Raw genomic sequence first — 19,343 nt, 5'->3', positions numbered from 1 at the left:
CGCAGAAATACTGAACGCTAATACAAAACTTTATCTTTGTATTCTTCACGTTAATAAATAAAAGGAATTATCCGCTTTGTTTGCTGACAATAGTTTGTCCATTGTTCATTAAACTCTTGCTGAAGTAAATTTTCTTCATCATAAATTCGCCATGCCAGCAACAACATATATACCCCAGTCATTACCAGCCCCACAACTGAAAGATAGATTAGTGAAACTCCTAAAACCCAAAGAACCAAACCAAAATAACGGGGGTGGCGTACATAGCTAAATGGTCCATCTGTGACTAATTTATTTCCTTCTTGAATTGTCACATTGAAAACGAATTGTTTACCGAGGTGCAGTGGACCCCAAGTGGAGAAAATCAGACCAATTGTAAACATTACTACCCCAACATATCTTAAATAATTTTCAGCTTTAATTTGCCAGAGGTTGTGGCGATCACAATATGGCAAGAGGCTAAAAATGATCACGTAAAGAAGCATACTCAACCATAAAGTGATGTTTTGGCGAGTTATCAGTTTATCTTTAACCGCGTCACTCACAAGATTTTGAGGTATAAACCAGGCATAGACGATACTTATCAAAGTTGAACCAACTAAGAAAATAACTCTGGCTGGATTTGCCAAAAATTCTGTTAAGTTATCAATACCCCAACCTAAAAGTGGTATACCAATTGACAAAAAACCATAGATTAGTAAGCTCAAAATAGATTTAAATATGCTCATTATCCAACTCCTGAATATTTGATACTTATGCACCAATCAACAAAATATAGCAATCACAATTTATTTGTGAGAAAAGCATAAACGACTTAGGATTGCTAGAGCAGAGGGTAGAGGGCAAAAGTAAGGAAGCAGGAAAAATAATTTAAACTTCTATATTCCTGATTCTTGCCACCTGCTTTACTTCCGATTGTGAATAACTAGAAAACCTTTGGTAAAGGCGAAGTATTCGGATAGAAATATTGTGCGATCGCCATAAATCATTGCCCGAATGCTTTGCCTCCACAGAAAACATATTTACCCTTTTTTGTCAACCTTTACTTCTTGACCGACGCTCTAGGGTTAAATTGCGCCATATTTAGCGGCTAACGGATTAGATGCGCTACGTAATCTAGTATGACTGAGATCATCTCAGCTGACTACCGACACTCTATCAAGACAGGGCTTCAAATGAGAAAATTACGTAACGATATAAACCTTGACGGCTGAACCACTCCATAGTTTGGGTAAGAAACATATCAACTTCAGTATCCCATCCCGGAGGTGAGGCTTTACGCATTACTCGACCAGAAACCGGGTAAGTAGGCAATGTATTCACGGTAATGTCGTGTTCATGCACAACACGATATCCTGTCTTTTCAGCGAGTTTCTCATAATCGTGCAAAGTTACGCTATTTTTCAGGTTAAGGTTATTTTGACTATAAGTGCTAGGAAATAAGCCATTAAACACAAAATCTAACATCCCAATCCAAGGCATAACTATATCTGCCGGGGTGAAATCACAAATCGCTAGATAACCACCTGGTTTCAGTACCCGTTTTGCTTCTTTAAAGAAAAGCTCTCGACTGGGAAAGTGAAAGATACACTCAACAGCTAAAACCACATCGAAGGAATGATTCTCAAAAGGCAGCTTACAGGCATCTGCTTTGACAAATTTAACTTTGTTAGTTGCAGCAGGAACAACAACTTCTCTGGCTCTGGCTAGCTGGCGCTCATCAATATTCACACCAACTAAATCCATATCTTTGTATCTACTATTAATCGTGGCTATCGTGCCGCCAAATCCACATCCTACATCTAAAACTCTTTGATTGTCTGTAATTTTAGCTGCTTCACACATTTTCACAGATAAATTTTCTGCTGCTTGCCGAAAGTCTTCAACAGAACCATCTGCTAAACTGTTTGAGTCCCAATAACCCCAATGGACATGATGCCCAAAAGCTTCTGTCACTTCTTGATTTCGTTGCTCAATTGAATCAAGCAAAATATTGAAATAGCGGAGTCTATTTGTTTGGTCTGACATTTTATTTTGATCCTTGAGATAGAATACTGAACTTGGGGTTGATGGTAGCTGCGGTATTAAGTTTGTTGACAGAATTAACCACAATCCTATTAGCGGAAACCAGTCATAACTAAAGGGACACCATTGGAGGGTGCGATGCTGCTGATGAAATGAAGTACTGGTTTAATGGGTTGATTATCAGCTAATTCTAAATTGTATTTAGATACAATTGAAGCTATTACTAGTTTCATTTCTAACATAGCCAAAGCATAACCCAAACAAAACCTCGGACCACCACCAAAAGGGATAAACTCGTAAGGAGTATATTGACGTTCTAAAAATCTTTCTGGTCTAAATCGTTTTGGATTTGGATACAAATCTTCTTGCTGATGGACTGAATAAATAGAAGGATAAAATGTTGTCCCAGCTTCAAAAAAACGACCCATTATTTCCATATCTTGTTTAGCAGTACGGGCAAAAGCAAATGGCAATGTTGGATAAAGTCGCAATGTCTCTTCACAAACAGCCGTTAAATATGGCAACTTAGATATCTCAATGGGGTCGGGATTTTTCCCTAAACTATCGATTTCTTGCAACAGTTTTCTTTTTACTCGGGGGGATTGTTCGAGCCAGTAAAAAGCCCAAGCTAAAGCTGTCGCGGTAGTTTCGTATCCAGCATATAACAAAGTCACCAATTCGTGTTTTACATGTTCATCGCTCATTGTCTGACCGTCTTCATAAGTTGCTTCCAGCATTAAACTGAAGATATCATCACCAAGTTTTTCTCTGTTAGTTCGCCTATCTTCTAATTCAGCTTGAAGAAGTTTGTCAATTGTTTGTTTGGTTTTGATAAAATGACCCCACGGACTCCAGGCTCCTAAGTCTACTTGCAGAAATCTAACGTACAGCAAACTCGATTGCACTGGAGCATTAATGAAATCTATCCAATCCGTTATAACCGACATAAATTGTTTGCTTTTTCCCCCTTTACTGAAACCAAACACTGTGTGCATCAATGTCTTGAGGGTAATCTCCTCCATGACACTTCTAGCAATGAAAGGTTTATTTATTTCCCAGTTAGAAGTAACACTATCAATAATTTCACATATTTTTTCAGCATATAATTTTACTCTATCTCCATGAAAAGCAGGCATAAGTAATTTACGCTCTCTTTTATGCTCGGAGCCGTTCAGTAATATTATGGCGTGATCGCCACATAATGGATGCAAAATAGCTTTTGTATCTGTATCTCCGATATCAAAAGATTTAGCATGTGTACTAAAAATTTCTTTAATTCCTTGAGAATGACCTATAAATACCAATGGAGAGAAACCAAATGGCCTAATAGTAAACATATAGCCATATCTATTTACGCATTCTTCTACATACTCCAAAGGTCGAACGAGCAAATTCATTAACTGAAATAATTCAGGTTCTTCTGGTCCATTTGGTAATTTATTTTTACTAATAAAAGGCTGCAATATCGTGTTCATAAATGTGTTCATATTTTTAATCACTTCTATTTAATTTAACTACTCTTAAATCTTGGTAGTCAGCGGCAGCAAAACAATTAATAGGGTGATCAGTCAAACCTTTTTGATGAGCAACAGAAAAATGATAAAGACCACAATAAATCATTTCTAAAGAAATACGCTCGACAGGTAAGGATAATTCATTGACTGGATTTGCCAAAAATTCTGTTAAACCATCAATACCCCAACCTAAAAGTGGTATACCAATTGACAAAAAACCATAGATTTAAATACGCTCATTATCCAACTCCTGAATATTTGATACTTATGCACCAATCAACAAAATATTAGTGTTTAGTGTCCATAACCTACTTCCGAACTAGCTTGGGTACTTTTTTGATCCAAGACGTAGCGCCTTCCCATTTATGAGGTCCATTAAGCCTGAATTGTGTGGCCATCATTGGACCGGCGAAAATTTCCTTAAGAATTGTCCAGTTTTCCCAAATTTTAGGTAGGGCGTTAATTTCCTTGGCGATATCATCCATGTAGTCAAAAGCTGAAATACGCAAGCTACGGTATGCACTGTCAAGCCAGCCTTCTTCCTGATGTTTTCTGTGTTCTTGGATTTGCGCTTCCATTGCTGCTTTTGATGGTAACTCAACTTCACCAGAAATAACTTTAGAAAACCAACGTGCTTGCAATTCAGATGTGGGAAATATGACGTTTCCGTAAACAAATCCAATAAAACCACAGTTGGGTAATTCTGGGGGAAATACCATCTTATAAAGATTTAAGTTTTTTTGATGGTCTTCACCTAAATATTCATCCATAAAAGGAATTTTAACTTGGTAGCCTGTTGCATACACAACCATATCTATTGATTCACTGCTACCATCTTCAAATACAACCTTATTTTCTTCAAAATGTGCAATATTTGGTTTTGTTTTGATTGCTCCCAGTCGGATGCGGTTTAAGGCATCTTCGTTAAAAACAGGCCCAGATTTCTCTGGACCAACATTTGGCTTCACACCACAAGCCTGGTGATCTAACATAATCGGGTAAAACTTTTTAATGTGAACCAAAGATAAAATTTTGTGACGGAAAGGGATATGTTTATTCAGGCGAGTAACGATAAAATCAAAGGGTATTCTTTCGCAGTATCTGGGAAGTAACCAACGATTTTTACGATAACTCCAAATTGCTTTATTAGAGCTATAGGATGCAGTGACTGCAATATCAACTCCGCTCGGTCCATTGCCGACAATTAAAACATTTTTACCTGCAAAAATCGAAGGTTCTTTATAATCCTTGGAATGGATTATCATTCCTTGAAATTTTTCTTCGCCAGGAAAATTTGGCCATCTTGCCTCATTATAAATACCACTACAAATAGCGATCGCATCGAAATTGAAGGTAGATTGACCACCAGGATAGCTGACGCTAACTTCCCAATCATTATTATCCTTTCTGGAAACCTTATCTACTGTTGTATTGAATTTGATATGTTTCCTAATATCAAAGTGGTCTACATAGTCATTGAGATAGTCAAGAACTTCTGTATGGTTAGGAAACTCACTGGAATCCATCGACATAGGATAATCGGAGAAAACACTAACATACTTTGAGTGTTGAAAGTGAACTGTACTAAAAGCCCTGCCGCTAGTATTTTTAAAGACCCAAACACCACCAACTTGATCGCTGCTTTCAAAAACTGTAGGTTCGTGACCATCTTCAAGCAGACTTTTTGCTGTAGCAATACCACTAGCACCAGCACCAATGACAGCAACTTTACATTTACGAGTAGAGTGTGGGGAAGATTTTAGTAAGTTCATAAAATAATCTTAGTATTGTTTGAAAAAGGGTAAATAAGGAATAGAGAAAGGAGAGTACGCTGCTTATCTCTCCATTAGACTTTATTTCTGATTCACTAACTAAAGTGTAAAGAAACCATCCTTGATCATTTCCTGCAAACTTAACTCGAATGCTGTACCAATAAGCTCTAAGTCTTCTTGGGTATGGGCTGCGCTCAACATTAAGGTGTGGAGTTCTGGCATATAAATGCCGTGTTTACGCATATAGTATGCTAAAGCTAAATTGACTTTAAAATTACTACCAGCTTGCTTTTCTCGGAAGTATTTTGCAGATTTGTGACTAAATGTCAAAGAAAAAATCGAACGATTTGCTTTTACTTGGATTGGGACATCGTGAGCGTGACCAATTTCCAGGAGTTTTTGTGCCAGCCAATTGGTGTTATTGTCAAGTTGTACATATATTTCTGGATGTTCTTTGAGATAAGTTAATGCAGCTATTCCGGCCAGACAAGTCATTGAGTTTCCACTCATAGTTCCGCCAACAAAGGCTTTCTTTTCATAGTCAGAAAAGGGGTCTTGAGAACTTTTACCAATGTCAATCAGTTTCTTTTTACCAACAACTGCACCACAGGGAAGTCCACCTCCAATGACTTTACCTAAACAAGTCAAATCAGGGAAAATTCCTGCCAAGTTTTGTACGCCACCATAGGCTACCCGAAATCCCGAAACAACTTCATCAAAAATTAGAGGAATATCTAACTCGGTACATATTTGTCTCAGTTTGGTGAGAAATTCAATATCGTAATTAGCTAGTAATGAAGGCATAGGTTCGCAAATAACACAGGCTAACTCAGATGCTTCTGAGCGCAATCGCTCTAAACCTTCAATGTAACCATATTGCAAAACTAGAGTATTTTTGACCGTAGCACTATCAGTTCCTTGAGTTCCGGCAATCGGCTGAGGATCGAACTTTTCACCTGTAAAGCGGAACCAAGAACTGACCATTCCTTGATCTGAAAATCCGTGATAGTGTCCCTCGAACTTCGCTACTCGATCTTTTTTCCTGTAAGCCCGACACAGACGCATTGCTTGTAAAATCGATTCTGTTCCTGAGTTGGAGAGAATTGCTTTCTCCGCACCCGGTAAAGCCTCAACCAGCATTTCGGCTAGTTTTAATTCTGCTTCATGCCCAATGGCGTTGACAAATCCGTTGGACAGGGATTCAGAAATTGCTTGGTTAATGGCAGGATGGGCGTAGCCTAAGAGATGAGGACCGTAACCGCATGATATGTCTACGAAAACATTTCCATCAAAGTCTTCAATTTTGCTTTTATCAGCCTTTTTGACAAATACTGGATAAGTGCTGGGGAAAAAATAGCGGTTAATGTGAGTAGGTGCGACTAAGGAATTATTGGCGCGATCGCGCATTGCTAAAGAGGAAGGAGACGTTTTTTGAAAATAAGCATCGAAAGTTTCTTTGACTGCCGGACTGATATAAGGAGAGTAACGGTCTGTAAACTTACGTGCATTACTCCAGATGTCAATATTTGGATCAATTTGACTTGCAAAGCCTTCGCAAGATAAAAACACCAACTCAACTTTTGTAAAATTAGTTGTGTACCGGGCGCGATACTTACGCAATATCTTGCTCACATCTTGAAAATAACTAACTGTTGACCATTGAGTGGTACTGATATCAAAGTGATATTGTAAAACGCTTTGAATTTCTTGCTCGTACTGACTCAAATTTTGAATAATGTAGTCTTTATCTGTGACAAAGTGCTGAGTAAAACGCTCTACAGCTACATCCCATTCTTTGCGAGTACAAGCGTAGTAAAAAGATGATAAACCCCATTTTTCATCTTCACTCAGTTGCACAGTAATGCCATAGTCTAGAAGGATAATCGAGCCATCTTTTGTAAAAAATACATTTCCAGGATGGGGATCACCGTGACATAAACCATGCATATAAAGCATAGTATAAATAGTATCCTGGAAACGTTGAGCGAGAATATTTCGTTTTAAATCAACTTTGTGAACATCTCTTCCTGGAATTCCTTCCATGAACTCCATAAACAATAAGTTAGATGTAGAAAGGTCTTGAATAACAGCAGGAACTATGACATAAGGATGATTTTTAAAGTTGGTATATACCGCTTCCTGCTTTTGAGCCTCCTGCTTCATATCTGCTTGAATAATCAGCAAATTTCTTAATTCTTGCAGACGCTTTGGTAAACCTAATTCTCGTACAGATGGGACTAAAAAATCCAGGATAAAAACGAATAACTGGATAATATCCAGATTTTGTTTAAGTTGGTTACGAACATTTTTCTTAACAATTTTAACAGCCACTTTTTGTCCACTTATTAAAGTGGCGCTATGGACTTGAGCAATCGAAGCACTAGCTAGTGGCTGAAAGGAAAATTCACTAAAAACTTCTTCAAATGCCAGAGGCAAATCTTTAGTAATGATTTTCCTTGTATCAGCTTCATTCATATAAGGTACATTATCTTGCAGTTCGCGTAATATTTGTACCCAATTTTCTGGAATCAAATCAGCACGTGTCGCTAAAATTTGTCCAATTTTGATATAAACCGGTCCCATTTGGAGGAAGTAGCGGTAAATCCATCGCCCTTGTTTTAAGCTTCGCTCTTCTTTATTACTACCTACAGTAGTAATAAAATATCCACAGAGGTAAAAGAAAGTTACGCCAACAAATTTGAAAAGTTGCAACAACATTAACTGTTAAACCTCTTATTAATTAATCATTTGCTATTTTCCAGGAAATATGAAGAGGTAGAGAGATGGAATACCCCTCTTATTAGCTCTTAATTAATAGATGAACGAATAGGCAGCAAAAGACATACCTGCACTACCAAGCAAACCAGCAATCCGATCTCCTCGCTGAATCTTTCCTGCTGCGATGGCTGAAGCAATGCCAGTGGGTATAGAAGCAGAAACTAGATTTCCATAAGTTGGATAAATATGCCACATTAGATGCTTCACACCTAATGCTTCGGCAACTTTGTCCCACTCTCTTTTTGAAGATGCATGGGGGAAAATTGCCCGAATTTCGTCAGTCGGAGCTTTTAAGAGTTTAAATATCTTAATCGACTCTTGATATGAATTGGCGTGCAACTCAACTCCAAAAGAGGTAAATTTGTTAACGCCATTTAAACCAATACGCTCAGAAGGTGTGCAATAACCTTCGTATCCATCTAAAGGTACGTTGCACAGATCTGCCAGGTCTGGACGAGATTTAAAGTGAAATTCCCATTCTCGATCTGGATCGTAGGAAACAATTGTTGCTGTCGCTGCTTCTCCCAAAGTATAAGCTGGAAAAGACCATTCCATAGCTTCAATATTGGGCAGTTGGAATACACTAGGAAAAACAGGCCCACCAAAGTGCATATTACACTCGGCGTTAACTATTAAAGCTCGTTTATAACGACCGCTTTGAAGTAGTGCGTAGACTATGTTCAAGGTACGAGTCCAACTCATGCAAGCATCGAGGATATCAAAACACTCTGCGTGTTGCAAACCAAGACTAGCAGCAACGTGGTAGCCTGCTGCTGGTTCTATAAATCCTCGACCAATACCTGTATAAACCAGTAAATCTATATCGTCTTTATCGCAGTTTGCCTCCGTAATTGCTTCTTGAAAAGCACGATTTACTAAATCAATCGGCTTTTCGTCTTTGTCTAACCAGTAACGGATATCTGAACCTGAATAGCGAAGGAAATAGTTGATTTTACTTAAAGCTGTCTTTAAATCTCCGGCAAAGATGGGTGTGCTATATTCCTCAATCAATGCCAAAATATCATCATTTGTCAGTTTCTTTGTCGGCAAAGCCGCCTTGATTGCTTCAATTTTCATGTTATTTTATAGAAAGAAGACAACAATTGTTTTCGGTTGTTCTTCGGAAGTTATAGTTTTTTTATAACTTCCTTATATAAGAGGAGCGTAAAAAATTGCTCAAGGTGAAAGGATTTATAGAATCCAGCTATGATGCAACTTTAGCGACAGAAAAAGCATTTTGAGATTGAGAAATTTGCTTGGCTAATGCATCCATCGATGGAGAATCCCACAACCAATCAGGAACAATTGAATAACCAAGCCAAGTTTCTAAATCTCCATGTAAATTCATACTATCTAAGGAACTAAGACCGTAGTAAGTTAGAGATTGATTGGGATCGATTTCTTTTATATCTAACTTTTTCTCTTTGGCAATCCACGAAACCAGCCAATCTTGAATACCTAATTTGATGATATTGGATAAGTTATTTTGCATGGGAGATTTACCTTCATTGATTACTTGTTGGTTTGACTTATCTTTCCACTCTCGTACTACATCTAATTGATTATTGAAAAATTGAGTGCGACAAGCCTGACGTTGAATTTTGCCACTAGAGGTTTTAGGAATACTACCTGTTTTTAGTAGTAATACAGCATATATCTCTAATTCATGTTCTTGAGATACTGCTTTGCGTATAGCTTGAATTACTTCATTAGCGTCCAACTTCCGCAGGTAACTACGCTCGATTTCACAAACAATTACAAGTTTTTCTTGCTCATTCTCATCAATGGCAAAGGCTGCACTATATCCTGAACGTAGGCTGGGGTGACTTTTTTCTGCTGTTAGCTCGATATCTTGAGGATAATGATTGCTACCTCGGATGACGATCAAATCCTTAATTCGACCTGTGATAAATAACTCGTCATCTTTGAGAAAGCCCAAATCACCTGTTCGCAAGAAGGGACCTTCTCCATTATCAGTTAGATAAGCTCCGAATGTACGCTGAGTTTCTTCAAATCTTCCCCAATATCCCTGAGCAATACTAGGACCTGATACCCAAATTTCACCAACTTGACCGGATGGAGATTGAGTGAAAGATTCAGTATCTACAATTACAACTTTTGCGTTTAATACAGTACTACCACATCCAACTAATGTCCTTGCAAACGGTTCGTCTGCTGATGCCTCCACAATTAAATTTTTGGCTAGTGAATCTGCTTGAACAGTTAAAATTGTTGACGAGTTATTCTTTCTCGCAGACGACACTTTCAGTGTTGCCTCCGCTAGTCCATAACCTGGGTAGAAAGTACTCCAACGGAAACCATAGGGTGCAAAAACTTGATGGAATTTTTCCAATGTTTGCTTTCTTACTGGTTCTGCACCATTTACAGTCACCTCCCAGGTACTCAAGTCTAGATTTTCGCGTTGTTCTGGTTTGATTTTGTCAGCGCATAAATCATAAGCAAAATTTGGTGCGCCACTGTGAGTAGCTTTGTAGTCAGAGATTGCTTTTAGCCATCGAACTGGTTTTTGAATAAATGAGGCAGGTGACATAAATATACATGGAAACCCATTGTAAATTGGTTGAATCACCCCGTATATTTGTCCAAAATCATGAAAGTGAGGTAACCATGATACGAGAATACTATCAGTTCCTGTTTTCCATGAAATGGCTATTTCTGCTGAGTTCTCTAAAGCATTCTTATGACTAATCATTACACCTTTCGGTGTTGAAGTAGAACCAGATGTGTATTGAAGATAAGCAATAGAAACACTGCTGACTGATTTTGACTCCCATTGATCAGCTATATTTTCATCAATTTTGTCGGTTGCTAACCATTGTAGTTTTTTCAAATCAGGAGCATGATTTAATAATGTTTGTACATTAATAAGAGATTGATGATTTGTCAAAGCAATTTGTGCTTGAGAATCCTCCATAATTGCCTGAATCCGAGACATATTTCGGTTATTTCTCGGCGGATAGAGAGGAATCGCAATTAATTCTGCGTAAAGACATCCAAAAAAGGCTGCTATATAATCAAGTCCCGGTGGGTAGAGTAATAAAACTCTTTCTCCTGAAGTGGATATATTCTGCAAATATACAGCAATAGTTTTAGCTTTAGCATCTAGTTGTTGATAAGTTAAAGTTGACTCTAGACCTTCTTCATCTTCTAAATACGTGAAAGCTATTTGATTTGGTTGATTTAAAGCTCTATAGCGTAAAAGATCAACCAAATTGGAGAAACTGTTGTTGCTTATACAATTGCTATTTGTAATTGTTGTAATTACTTGATTCATGGGAATTATTGAGAGTGAGTAGTCGTTATGTTCAGCTGGACGTGGAGTTCGCGTCTTGTGAAATTAAGGCATCACTAAAGATCCACCCGCTAAATAGTCATCTAAATAAGGTGCCATACTCAGCCGTGAAGGTGGATGAAATGCAAGCGCTCTGGAAGCTGCTAACAAATAGGCAACTTCTCCAGAATTAATAAATGCCATGCCACCCATTAACTCTGCTGATGTTTCGACAACTCGTTCTATAGCACGTTGCACTGAATAACGAACAAATAAGGCTTGTGCAATTTCACCGTCACTTGACCAACCAAGCATAATCGCATGGGCGACAGCTTCAAGTGAAGCCATTGCTCCTTCGACTTCAATTGCCACCAATGCGCGTTCGTTAGGCGTACCTCTACGTTCGGCAATTACCCGCTCGACGAGGGCGCTGGCTGCACCTAGATAGGAAGCTGATACAAATAACTCAAACCAAACAAACGCCCTAGCCATGATGCTTCCTAAGTCCTCTGGCTTACCTAAATAGAAGATAAATTCCTCTGGGACAAATACCTCGTTTAAAATTACTTCCTCGCTTTCTGCTCCACGAAGAACCCAAGTATTCCAAAAAGGTTTACGCTCGATCCCTGGTGAATCAGCGGCGATGATAGCTAACGCTAACTCATTTCCATCTCCTGATTTACTCTTAACAATGACACTTGCGGTCAGAAAATCCATTGATGCAGATAAACTACAAGGCTTTTTGCTACCACTAACAAGTAAACCATCAGCAACTCGCTGTGATGTCATGGTGGGTACCAATATACTTGCACTTGTTTTTCCTTCAGCAAAGCCTGAAGCTAAATAGAGATTGTTCTCAGCAATAGCCCGAACAAACTCTCCAACTGATTCATCAGCAAGGCTGTCTAGGAAAGCTATGACTGTGCAATGATGCATATTTGCCGCAAGGGCTAAGGAAGGTGAACGACTAGCAACTGCTCGCTGAATATGGGCGAGTTCCAAAGGTGTAACACCAGATCCTCCATATTCCCGTGGAATCAACAATCCTGGACCGCCAAGTTCACGGAAAATTTGCAGAGCGGGACTTCCCTGATCTTCCAAGTCCAGAAAAGATTTTTCTTGAAGTCGATGATCAAGGGTTGGTAAAAACTTTTCGAGAGTAGCACGTTCTTTTTGTAAAAAATGCATTTTTTAGATTAGATTTTCCTTGAAGAGTGAATAACGATTTCTGTCGCATCTGAAAATTTAGTAAAATTGTTCAACCCACTGTCGGAATTGGTTGATGCTGTGTTCTTCTTTGTAGAGAGGGGGATTCTCCAGAAAAATTTTGTGATCCCACACCATTGCATCTTTATCAACTTCTTCGCAAGCTTTTTTCGTTAGTAGTTCTACCAAGAAACGGGTGATAGGGACATTAATAAATTTCTTCAATTTTGTTACGCATAGGGCTTCGGCATTTTCTTTATCAATTGGCGTATGCATACAAACAAGTCGCCATTCTAGTACTGTTTTTCCATTGGCTTTGAGAGAGACAAGATTTCGATTGCAACCCAATCCATACTGTTGATATGTAGTATGGAATTCGTTGATACCAAGCAACCTAGATATAAGGGGTATCCGAACTTCATAAGAGGCAATATGAGTACGTATCAAACCATCTACTTCCAGAGATTCGCTGAGGACTTTACCAAACCTTGCTCCATGTAAATGGCTGAAATGTGCAGTATCTGAATTATTTTCGGCAATTTCTTGTATGGAGCAGGAAACGTTGCGTTTATACATTTGAATTGCAGATACCCACTCTCCAGAAGAAAATTCAGGAAATTCGGGCATTTCCCAAGTAGGAGGTTTTCCTTCACTGTGGTAGTAGGCGTAAACTGTACCATTAAGTTCAGCTACTGGCCATTTGCCAATTTGAACAGTTGGATTATTACCAGTGTGAGGGTAAGGAACATGATTGCAGTATCCTTCTTTGTGCCAAATCCAGCCGTGGTATGGACATTGAATACCTTCACCTCTTACCTCTCCTCCGTGACCTAAATGCGCTCCCAAATGGCGACAGTGAGCATCAAAGACACAGGCTTCACCACTTTCTGTGCGGAAGAGAACGATATCCTTGTTGAAGTAACGTAGTGGCTTAACTTCACCTGGACGCAGGTCTTTACTAAAACAAACACGATACCAGCTATTAGGAATTGGGTGAATTCGGAAATTTTGATTTAAGCACATAATCCTGACTCTCTAAATATTACCTCAGTTATCTCTACTAACTAATCCCAGCTACTGTGCTAATTTCTGCAACTGGTTTTTTTGTTTTGTTAATTTGCGCTATCTCAAAACTATAAGCGAACGCTAGATCATCATGATAGAGAGAGTCGCTTAACTCCTGATCACGCTGGAGAACATCTTCTAAATTAGATGGAATTAATTGCTTATTTAGAAAATTGCGATAGCATAATTTTCCTTGGTTTGCACCTGTTCTAACTACTTCGTTTATTAAACTTGTAAAAGTCGGTGTGTCAATACAACTTGTGACATCTGATAGTGAATACTTGTCGATTGAATGCTCTGGCATTTTCTTCATATATTCGATCAAATTGCCTGTCACAATCTCGAATTTGGTTGTGGCTTGACGTATGGCATGGTAATTTTCCTCAAGTAAAAAGTGAGGAAGACAACGTTTTCCCTGATATTCCAGATATTTACCATAGAACATGAAACTAGTCCAGTTATTATCCCGGACTAAATGATTATTGAAAGTGTGAGCCAATCGTTCTATTAAGTAATCCCCAACATTTACATTCATTTCGACTAAATATTTGGGATCGTTGAGGATGATTTGGATTGACAAGGGTGAAAAGCCGACACGAATCATCAGATCCCAGAGAAAACCAGAGATATGTTTATTGAAAATTTCACGCTGCTCTTCTAAGTTGGCAGCGCGAGCAATTTGATCCAGTTGTTTACCATAAAGTACACGCATTAATGGTGCAACGAATCTAACGTAAAATAATTCATGACGACCTGTAAAAAGAATTCCTTTGTCAATTGCCCACCGATTGGCACTAAAATAAGCAAATGCTTGAGGAGATATTTTATCTTCAAATGAGGAAAATATCTCCCACCGATTACTGCAATCTTCTACACCAAAAAATTTCAGCAGCATATCATACGATAAAGTGCGAATGGCTGCTAGTTTCAATTCGAGCAAATAATTTTGACCAGGTGAAAAATCTACAGATGTTAACGATTTGGGATTGCAGGCAAGAAGGCTAAGAGTTCGGCAGCCGCTGCCCGTGACAGCAAGTACTCTATCATTTGATCTAATATCTAAAGCTCGTAACTCCGAGTATGAATCTTCATCACAGGTACTGTATAGTATCCACTTTTCTTGATTAGATTTTTGCATAAAACCTTCTTCTTTGGTTGGCTTGATGAGAGCAATATTCGGAGCATTTGTATTGTGTCATATGCTCGACTTCCTCAAATTGAGAAGGTCGAGGGAGAGGATTACTGTTCTCCTCCTTTCTTCGGCAACCGTTTCTGTAGTAGGAGTGTAGGGTATGTAGCCCGCGAGTTACCATTCATTATTTATTGGCACTTTTACCACCACCACCTCCAAACTAATCATGACTATTTTTGTGTATCAATTGGCTTTTGAGTAGCAATGATGTTCGGTAGGGTTGTGGCTATTCGTATCTCGCGTAACTCACGTTTTTATTACATTAAACTACCTGTTCTACTTCGTCTTGTCAACGACTTTTCCCTTTGCCTAGGTAGGGCGTTAATCCCATGAATACTGTTGGAAATCCGTTCCCATAAGACTTTCGTCCTTTATCTCATCCTATGTTCCATCATTACGGGAAATGATATCAGCCGATTCGCCATGTATCAAAATGAATATAAAAAACTTAACCTGTATAAAAAGAATATAAAAAATTTAATTTGTTTTTCTAAAGGGGTATATGATACCATCACACAGATTGGACGTATATTTTTCGATATGACCAATCCTCAATTATGCGGGTTCATTCTCAATAGCCGGGAGAAACATTCGTTATTTTTCATGGTTATTGCCTAGCGATCGCTAATTTTACTGGGAACTTAATATTGCTAATTTTCGGTATCTAACAAAATTCCATTGCTCCCGTTTAGTTTGGAGTGGTGGCAAATTGATTTGGATGCCTCCTGGTGGATTCGTAACTTTAGAAAAAGTGAGTTTGGGATGTCAAAGTGCCGACAAAAGGCATCAAAGAAGCTAAAAACAGCAAATTTTATGAGGATGAAAGCTGAATATTGAAAACAGATTGATTTTGATTGCGTTACTTTCCAACCCGTAAAATACTGGCTTATGAATGTTCGTTGGAACGATTTGCAAAACCCTCTAGAGAGATTTTCAACATTAATAGAACTATTGATCTATAGAGCGCAAAATCAGCTAGAGCAAAAGGCTTACACATTTTTGCAAGATGGAGAAACTGAAGAAGTCAGCTTGACTTATCAGGAATTAGACCAAAAGGCGCGGGCGATAGCATTCCATCTTCAGTCTCTAGGAGTATCTGGCGAACGTGCTTTGTTATTGTATCCACCTGGTCTAGAGTTTATCACCGCATTCTTGGGGTGTTTGTATGCTGGTGTTGTCGCAGTTCCTGCATATCCACCTCGTCAGAATATGAATTTTTTAAGATTGCAAGCGATCGCTACAGATGCTCAAGCAACTGTAGTATTGACTACTTCAAACTTGTTAGCCAACTTAGCCAGTCAATGGAACCAAAATCCAGAATTGCCAACTATGCACTGGTTAAGCACAGATGACATCGACAGCAATCTCAGTTCCAATTGGCAAGAACCAAAACTAGATAGGGATACTCTGGCGTTTCTCCAATATACTTCTGGCTCGACGGGAACACCAAAGGGAGTAATGATTACTCATGGGAATTTGCTGTCCAACGAAAGATACATCAACATCGGCTTCGGACATACAGAGAAAACAATTGTTGTTGGTTGGTTGCCCTTATTTCACGATATGGGATTGATTGGCAATGTATTGCAACCCCTATATTTGGGTCTACCTTCCATTCTCATGTCACCAGTAGCTTTTCTGCAAAAGCCTTTGCGTTGGTTGCAAGCTATTTCTCGTTACAAAGCCACTACTAGTGGTGGTCCAAATTTTGCCTATGATCTTTGCGTTCGCAAGATTACTCCTGAAGAACGTTCTAGTCTTGACTTGAGAAGTTGGGAAGTTGCTTTCAACGGAGCCGAACCAGTCCGGGCTGAAACATTAGAGCGCTTTGCTAACTATTTTGCCGAGTGCGGTTTCCGTAAAGAGGCATTTTATCCCTGCTACGGTATGGCGGAAACGACTTTATTCGTGTCCGGAGGTTTGAAAACATCTCCCCCTGTTCTGTACCAGGTAGAAGCAGCAGCCCTTGAGGAAAATCAGGTGGTAGCTGCTAATTCTGAACAAGGAACTAGAACAATTGTTGGCTGTGGCCGAACCTGGTTAGATGAGAAAATTGCCATTGTCGATCCCCAATCCTTAACTCTGTGTCCCCCCAGTAAGGTGGGAGAGATTTGGGTGTCAGGTTCTTCTGTGGCTGCTGGCTATTGGAGACGACCAGAGCAAACAACCGCAACCTTTCAAGCTTATCTGTCAGACACAGGTGAGGGACCGTTTCTCCGCACGGGAGACTTAGGCTTTTTGCAAGACGAAGAGTTGTTTGTGACAGGAAGACTAAAGGATGTGATTATTATCCGTGGACAAAATCATTATCCCCAGGATATTGAGTTAACGGTTCAAAACAGTCATCCAGCACTGCGATTGAATTGTGGGGCAGCCTTTACAGTAGAGCAAAAAGGGCAACAGCGATTAGTTATTGTGCAAGAGGTAGAGCGAACCTCTTTGAGGCGGTTGGATATAAAAGAGGTCGTCGGCAATATCACCGAGGCAGTGATAGATCACCACGGGTTACAAGTGTATGCCACAGTTTTGATTAAGCCTGGAAGTATTCCCAAGACATCTAGCGGCAAGATTCAGCGCCATGCTTGTCAGCGTGGGTTTCTAGATGGCAGTTTGAATGTGGTGGAGAACTCTAGTAAAAGCTCTCATAATCAAGATAAATTGCAACAGTTGACAGATGATGTTAACTCCCTCTTAACAAAAGTGCAGGAAGTTAATCCTGATTTGAAAAGAGTGAATATCAAGGAGGGTGCGAAAGCTAATGCACTTCAATAGCCATAGTCAGTCCTGGGAAAGTTCCAGTCGTCAACGTGCAGAAGACATTATCTATTGGTTACGAGACTATGCCCAAAGACGAATTAATTCCAGGCTCATGGACGAGCGAAGGTGTATAACTCCTCATATCGTTCTAGACTTTGGCAAAAAGGGCTTATTAGGAATGCTCGTCCCTCAATCATCCGGGGGTCTTGGCTTAACTTACCGTGATATGTTTCAAGTTGTAGAACAACTGGCAGCTATTGATCTCAATTTAGCTTCATTTGTTGGTGTCAACAATGCTCTAGGAGTCTATCCAATTCTTAAGTATGCTACACCTGAGATCAAAGAAACCTATTTACAGAACTTAGCTGAGGGTAGAGATTTAGCAGCCTTTGCTATTACAGAACCATGTGCAGGATCTAATCCTAGAGCAATTAAAGCTGAAGCTCATGCAGATGGAAATGGCGGGTGGTTACTGAGTGGAACCAAGATTTGGAGCGGTTCTGCATCTTGGTCAACCATGATCAACACTTTTGCTCACGTTATAGATGAACAAGGCGAATCTTTGGGAGTGACAGCCTTTAGCATACCAGAAAATGCTCCAGGATTGAGGCAAGGTGCTGAAGCACCCACTATGGGAATGCGAGGTATGGTTCAGAATACCGTTCACCTTGAGCAGGTAAAAGCCAATCGTGAAAATGTCTTAGGTGAAATTGGTTTAGGTTTTGAGGTGGCTCAGGACGCAATGCAACTAGGGCGATTGGGAATTGCTGTTATGTGTATTGGGGGAATGAAGCACTGCGCTCAACTTATGCTTCGTTATGCAACTCGTCGCTCAATTGGTATGGAACGGCTAATACATCAACAAATTACTTTGCAACGTCTTAGTGATTTAACAGCATCAATTGGCGCGGTTGAGTGCTTGGTGAACAAAATCACTACCCCGCTAGATGAAGGAAAGTCTGTTCCTCCAGAAGCTTATCTTGTCACAAAGATTATTGCACCCGAATTAATGTGGCAAGCCGCAGATAATCTTGTTCAACTACTAGGGGGACGGGGTTATATTGAATCTAATATTGCACCCCAAATTTTCAGAGATGCTCGTTTGTTTCGGATCTTTGAAGGGCCTACTGAAACTTTACAAATGCACTTAGGCTTGTTAGCTTTATACCACCCCTCTCAACTTTGTTCATCTCTGAAAGAGTTTCTAGGAGCGACAGCAATCAGCGATAAAATACAACACACGGCTGAATATTGTGCCTCTTATCTAAAAAATCAAAACCTAACTCGGAGCAGTAATAAGAAACTGAGTAAAATACTATCTCAAAAGTTGGGTGATGTAGCTGCATGGGGATTTGTGGTTGCTTGCATACAAAAATCTTATCAAACTCAGCCATCAAATGAATTAAAACGTATAGAACAGTGGGGGGAACAAAATTTTCAGGCAAAAATAGCTAATGCTATGAATGGCAATCTATGCGAAGAGATTGTACTGGATACTAATCAAATAGAAAATCTGATTAATCAGTATACAGTAATGATTGGTAATGTTGAGCAGAATATGGCTGGAGAAGAAGATAAACTTGACGAATATCTTTGTAACAACGTCTAACACAATATAAAATAAAGATGAAGAAACTAATGCCGCCGGATAATCGAAATTAACATATCATGACTTAAAACAAAAAATTAAAAAATCAGAAAATACGAATTTTAAAACAGTAATATATACCAAAAATTGAGGT

Annotated in this window: 13 protein-coding genes and 1 pseudogene; 2 read left to right on the top strand and 12 right to left on the bottom strand. The window is 39.2% G+C overall.

Annotated features, from left to right (window positions below; all coding sequences use genetic code 11):
- Positions 1-50 precede the first annotated feature (50 nt).
- From H6G59_RS01350 to H6G59_RS01295, 12 genes and pseudogenes are all read right to left on the bottom strand, one after another.
- The gene (locus H6G59_RS01350) at positions 51-728 is read right to left on the bottom strand and encodes a methyltransferase family protein (RefSeq protein WP_190711373.1); all 678 of its coding nucleotides are present in this window, start codon (positions 726-728) and stop codon (positions 51-53) included.
- Positions 729-870: 142 nt separating this feature from the next.
- Entirely contained in the window at positions 871-1,020 is a 150-nt protein-coding gene (locus H6G59_RS01345) for a hypothetical protein (protein WP_190711372.1), read from the bottom strand.
- 138 nt (positions 1,021-1,158) lie between these two features.
- On the bottom strand, positions 1,159-2,028 hold the full coding sequence (locus tag H6G59_RS01340) for a class I SAM-dependent methyltransferase (RefSeq protein WP_190711371.1): 870 nt from the start codon (positions 2,026-2,028) through the stop codon (positions 1,159-1,161).
- Between the two features lie 89 nt (positions 2,029-2,117).
- Entirely contained in the window at positions 2,118-3,524 is a 1,407-nt protein-coding gene (locus tag H6G59_RS01335; RefSeq protein WP_199331880.1) for a cytochrome P450, read from the bottom strand.
- A 1-nt stretch (position 3,525) separates the two neighbouring features.
- Positions 3,526-3,684, bottom strand: a pseudogene (locus H6G59_RS27190) (IS4 family transposase); the annotation flags it as partial.
- Between the two features lie 163 nt (positions 3,685-3,847).
- Positions 3,848-5,311: an NAD(P)-binding domain-containing protein gene (locus H6G59_RS01325; protein WP_190711369.1), complete on the bottom strand. Its 1,464-nt coding sequence runs from the start codon at positions 5,309-5,311 to the stop codon at positions 3,848-3,850.
- Between the two features lie 99 nt (positions 5,312-5,410).
- Entirely contained in the window at positions 5,411-8,029 is a 2,619-nt protein-coding gene (locus H6G59_RS01320; protein WP_190711368.1) for an aminotransferase class III-fold pyridoxal phosphate-dependent enzyme, read from the bottom strand.
- 93 nt (positions 8,030-8,122) lie between these two features.
- Positions 8,123-9,166, bottom strand: a complete 1,044-nt coding sequence (locus H6G59_RS01315) for a 3-oxoacyl-[acyl-carrier-protein] synthase III C-terminal domain-containing protein (RefSeq protein ID WP_190711367.1) — start codon at positions 9,164-9,166, stop codon at positions 8,123-8,125.
- Positions 9,167-9,293: 127 nt separating this feature from the next.
- Positions 9,294-11,321: an AMP-binding protein gene (locus tag H6G59_RS01310; RefSeq protein ID WP_242038749.1), complete on the bottom strand. Its 2,028-nt coding sequence runs from the start codon at positions 11,319-11,321 to the stop codon at positions 9,294-9,296.
- A 126-nt stretch (positions 11,322-11,447) separates the two neighbouring features.
- On the bottom strand, positions 11,448-12,569 hold the full coding sequence (locus H6G59_RS01305; protein ID WP_190711365.1) for an acyl-CoA dehydrogenase family protein: 1,122 nt from the start codon (positions 12,567-12,569) through the stop codon (positions 11,448-11,450).
- Between the two features lie 57 nt (positions 12,570-12,626).
- The gene (locus H6G59_RS01300) at positions 12,627-13,610 is read right to left on the bottom strand and encodes a Rieske 2Fe-2S domain-containing protein (RefSeq protein ID WP_190711364.1); all 984 of its coding nucleotides are present in this window, start codon (positions 13,608-13,610) and stop codon (positions 12,627-12,629) included.
- 37 nt (positions 13,611-13,647) lie between these two features.
- Positions 13,648-14,790: a DUF3419 family protein gene (locus H6G59_RS01295; protein ID WP_190711363.1), complete on the bottom strand. Its 1,143-nt coding sequence runs from the start codon at positions 14,788-14,790 to the stop codon at positions 13,648-13,650.
- Positions 14,791-15,732: 942 nt separating this feature from the next.
- Here H6G59_RS01295 and H6G59_RS01290 point away from each other — a divergent pair.
- Positions 15,733-17,616, top strand: coding sequence for a fatty acyl-AMP ligase (locus H6G59_RS01290; RefSeq protein ID WP_190711362.1), 1,884 nt, complete (start codon positions 15,733-15,735; stop codon positions 17,614-17,616).
- Complete coding sequence (locus tag H6G59_RS01285) at positions 17,603-19,210, top strand: acyl-CoA dehydrogenase family protein (RefSeq protein ID WP_190711361.1); 1,608 nt, start codon at positions 17,603-17,605, stop codon at positions 19,208-19,210. Before H6G59_RS01290 ends, H6G59_RS01285 begins: the two co-directional genes overlap by 14 nt.
- The last annotated feature ends 133 nt before the right edge of the window (positions 19,211-19,343 follow it).

This window comes from Anabaena lutea FACHB-196, assembly GCF_014698305.1.
GTDB classification, from domain to species: Bacteria; Cyanobacteriota; Cyanobacteriia; order Cyanobacteriales; family Nostocaceae; genus Anabaena; species Anabaena lutea.
The sequence above is the reverse complement of the archived record's forward strand: the minus strand, read 5'-3'. Positions and strand labels throughout refer to the sequence as shown.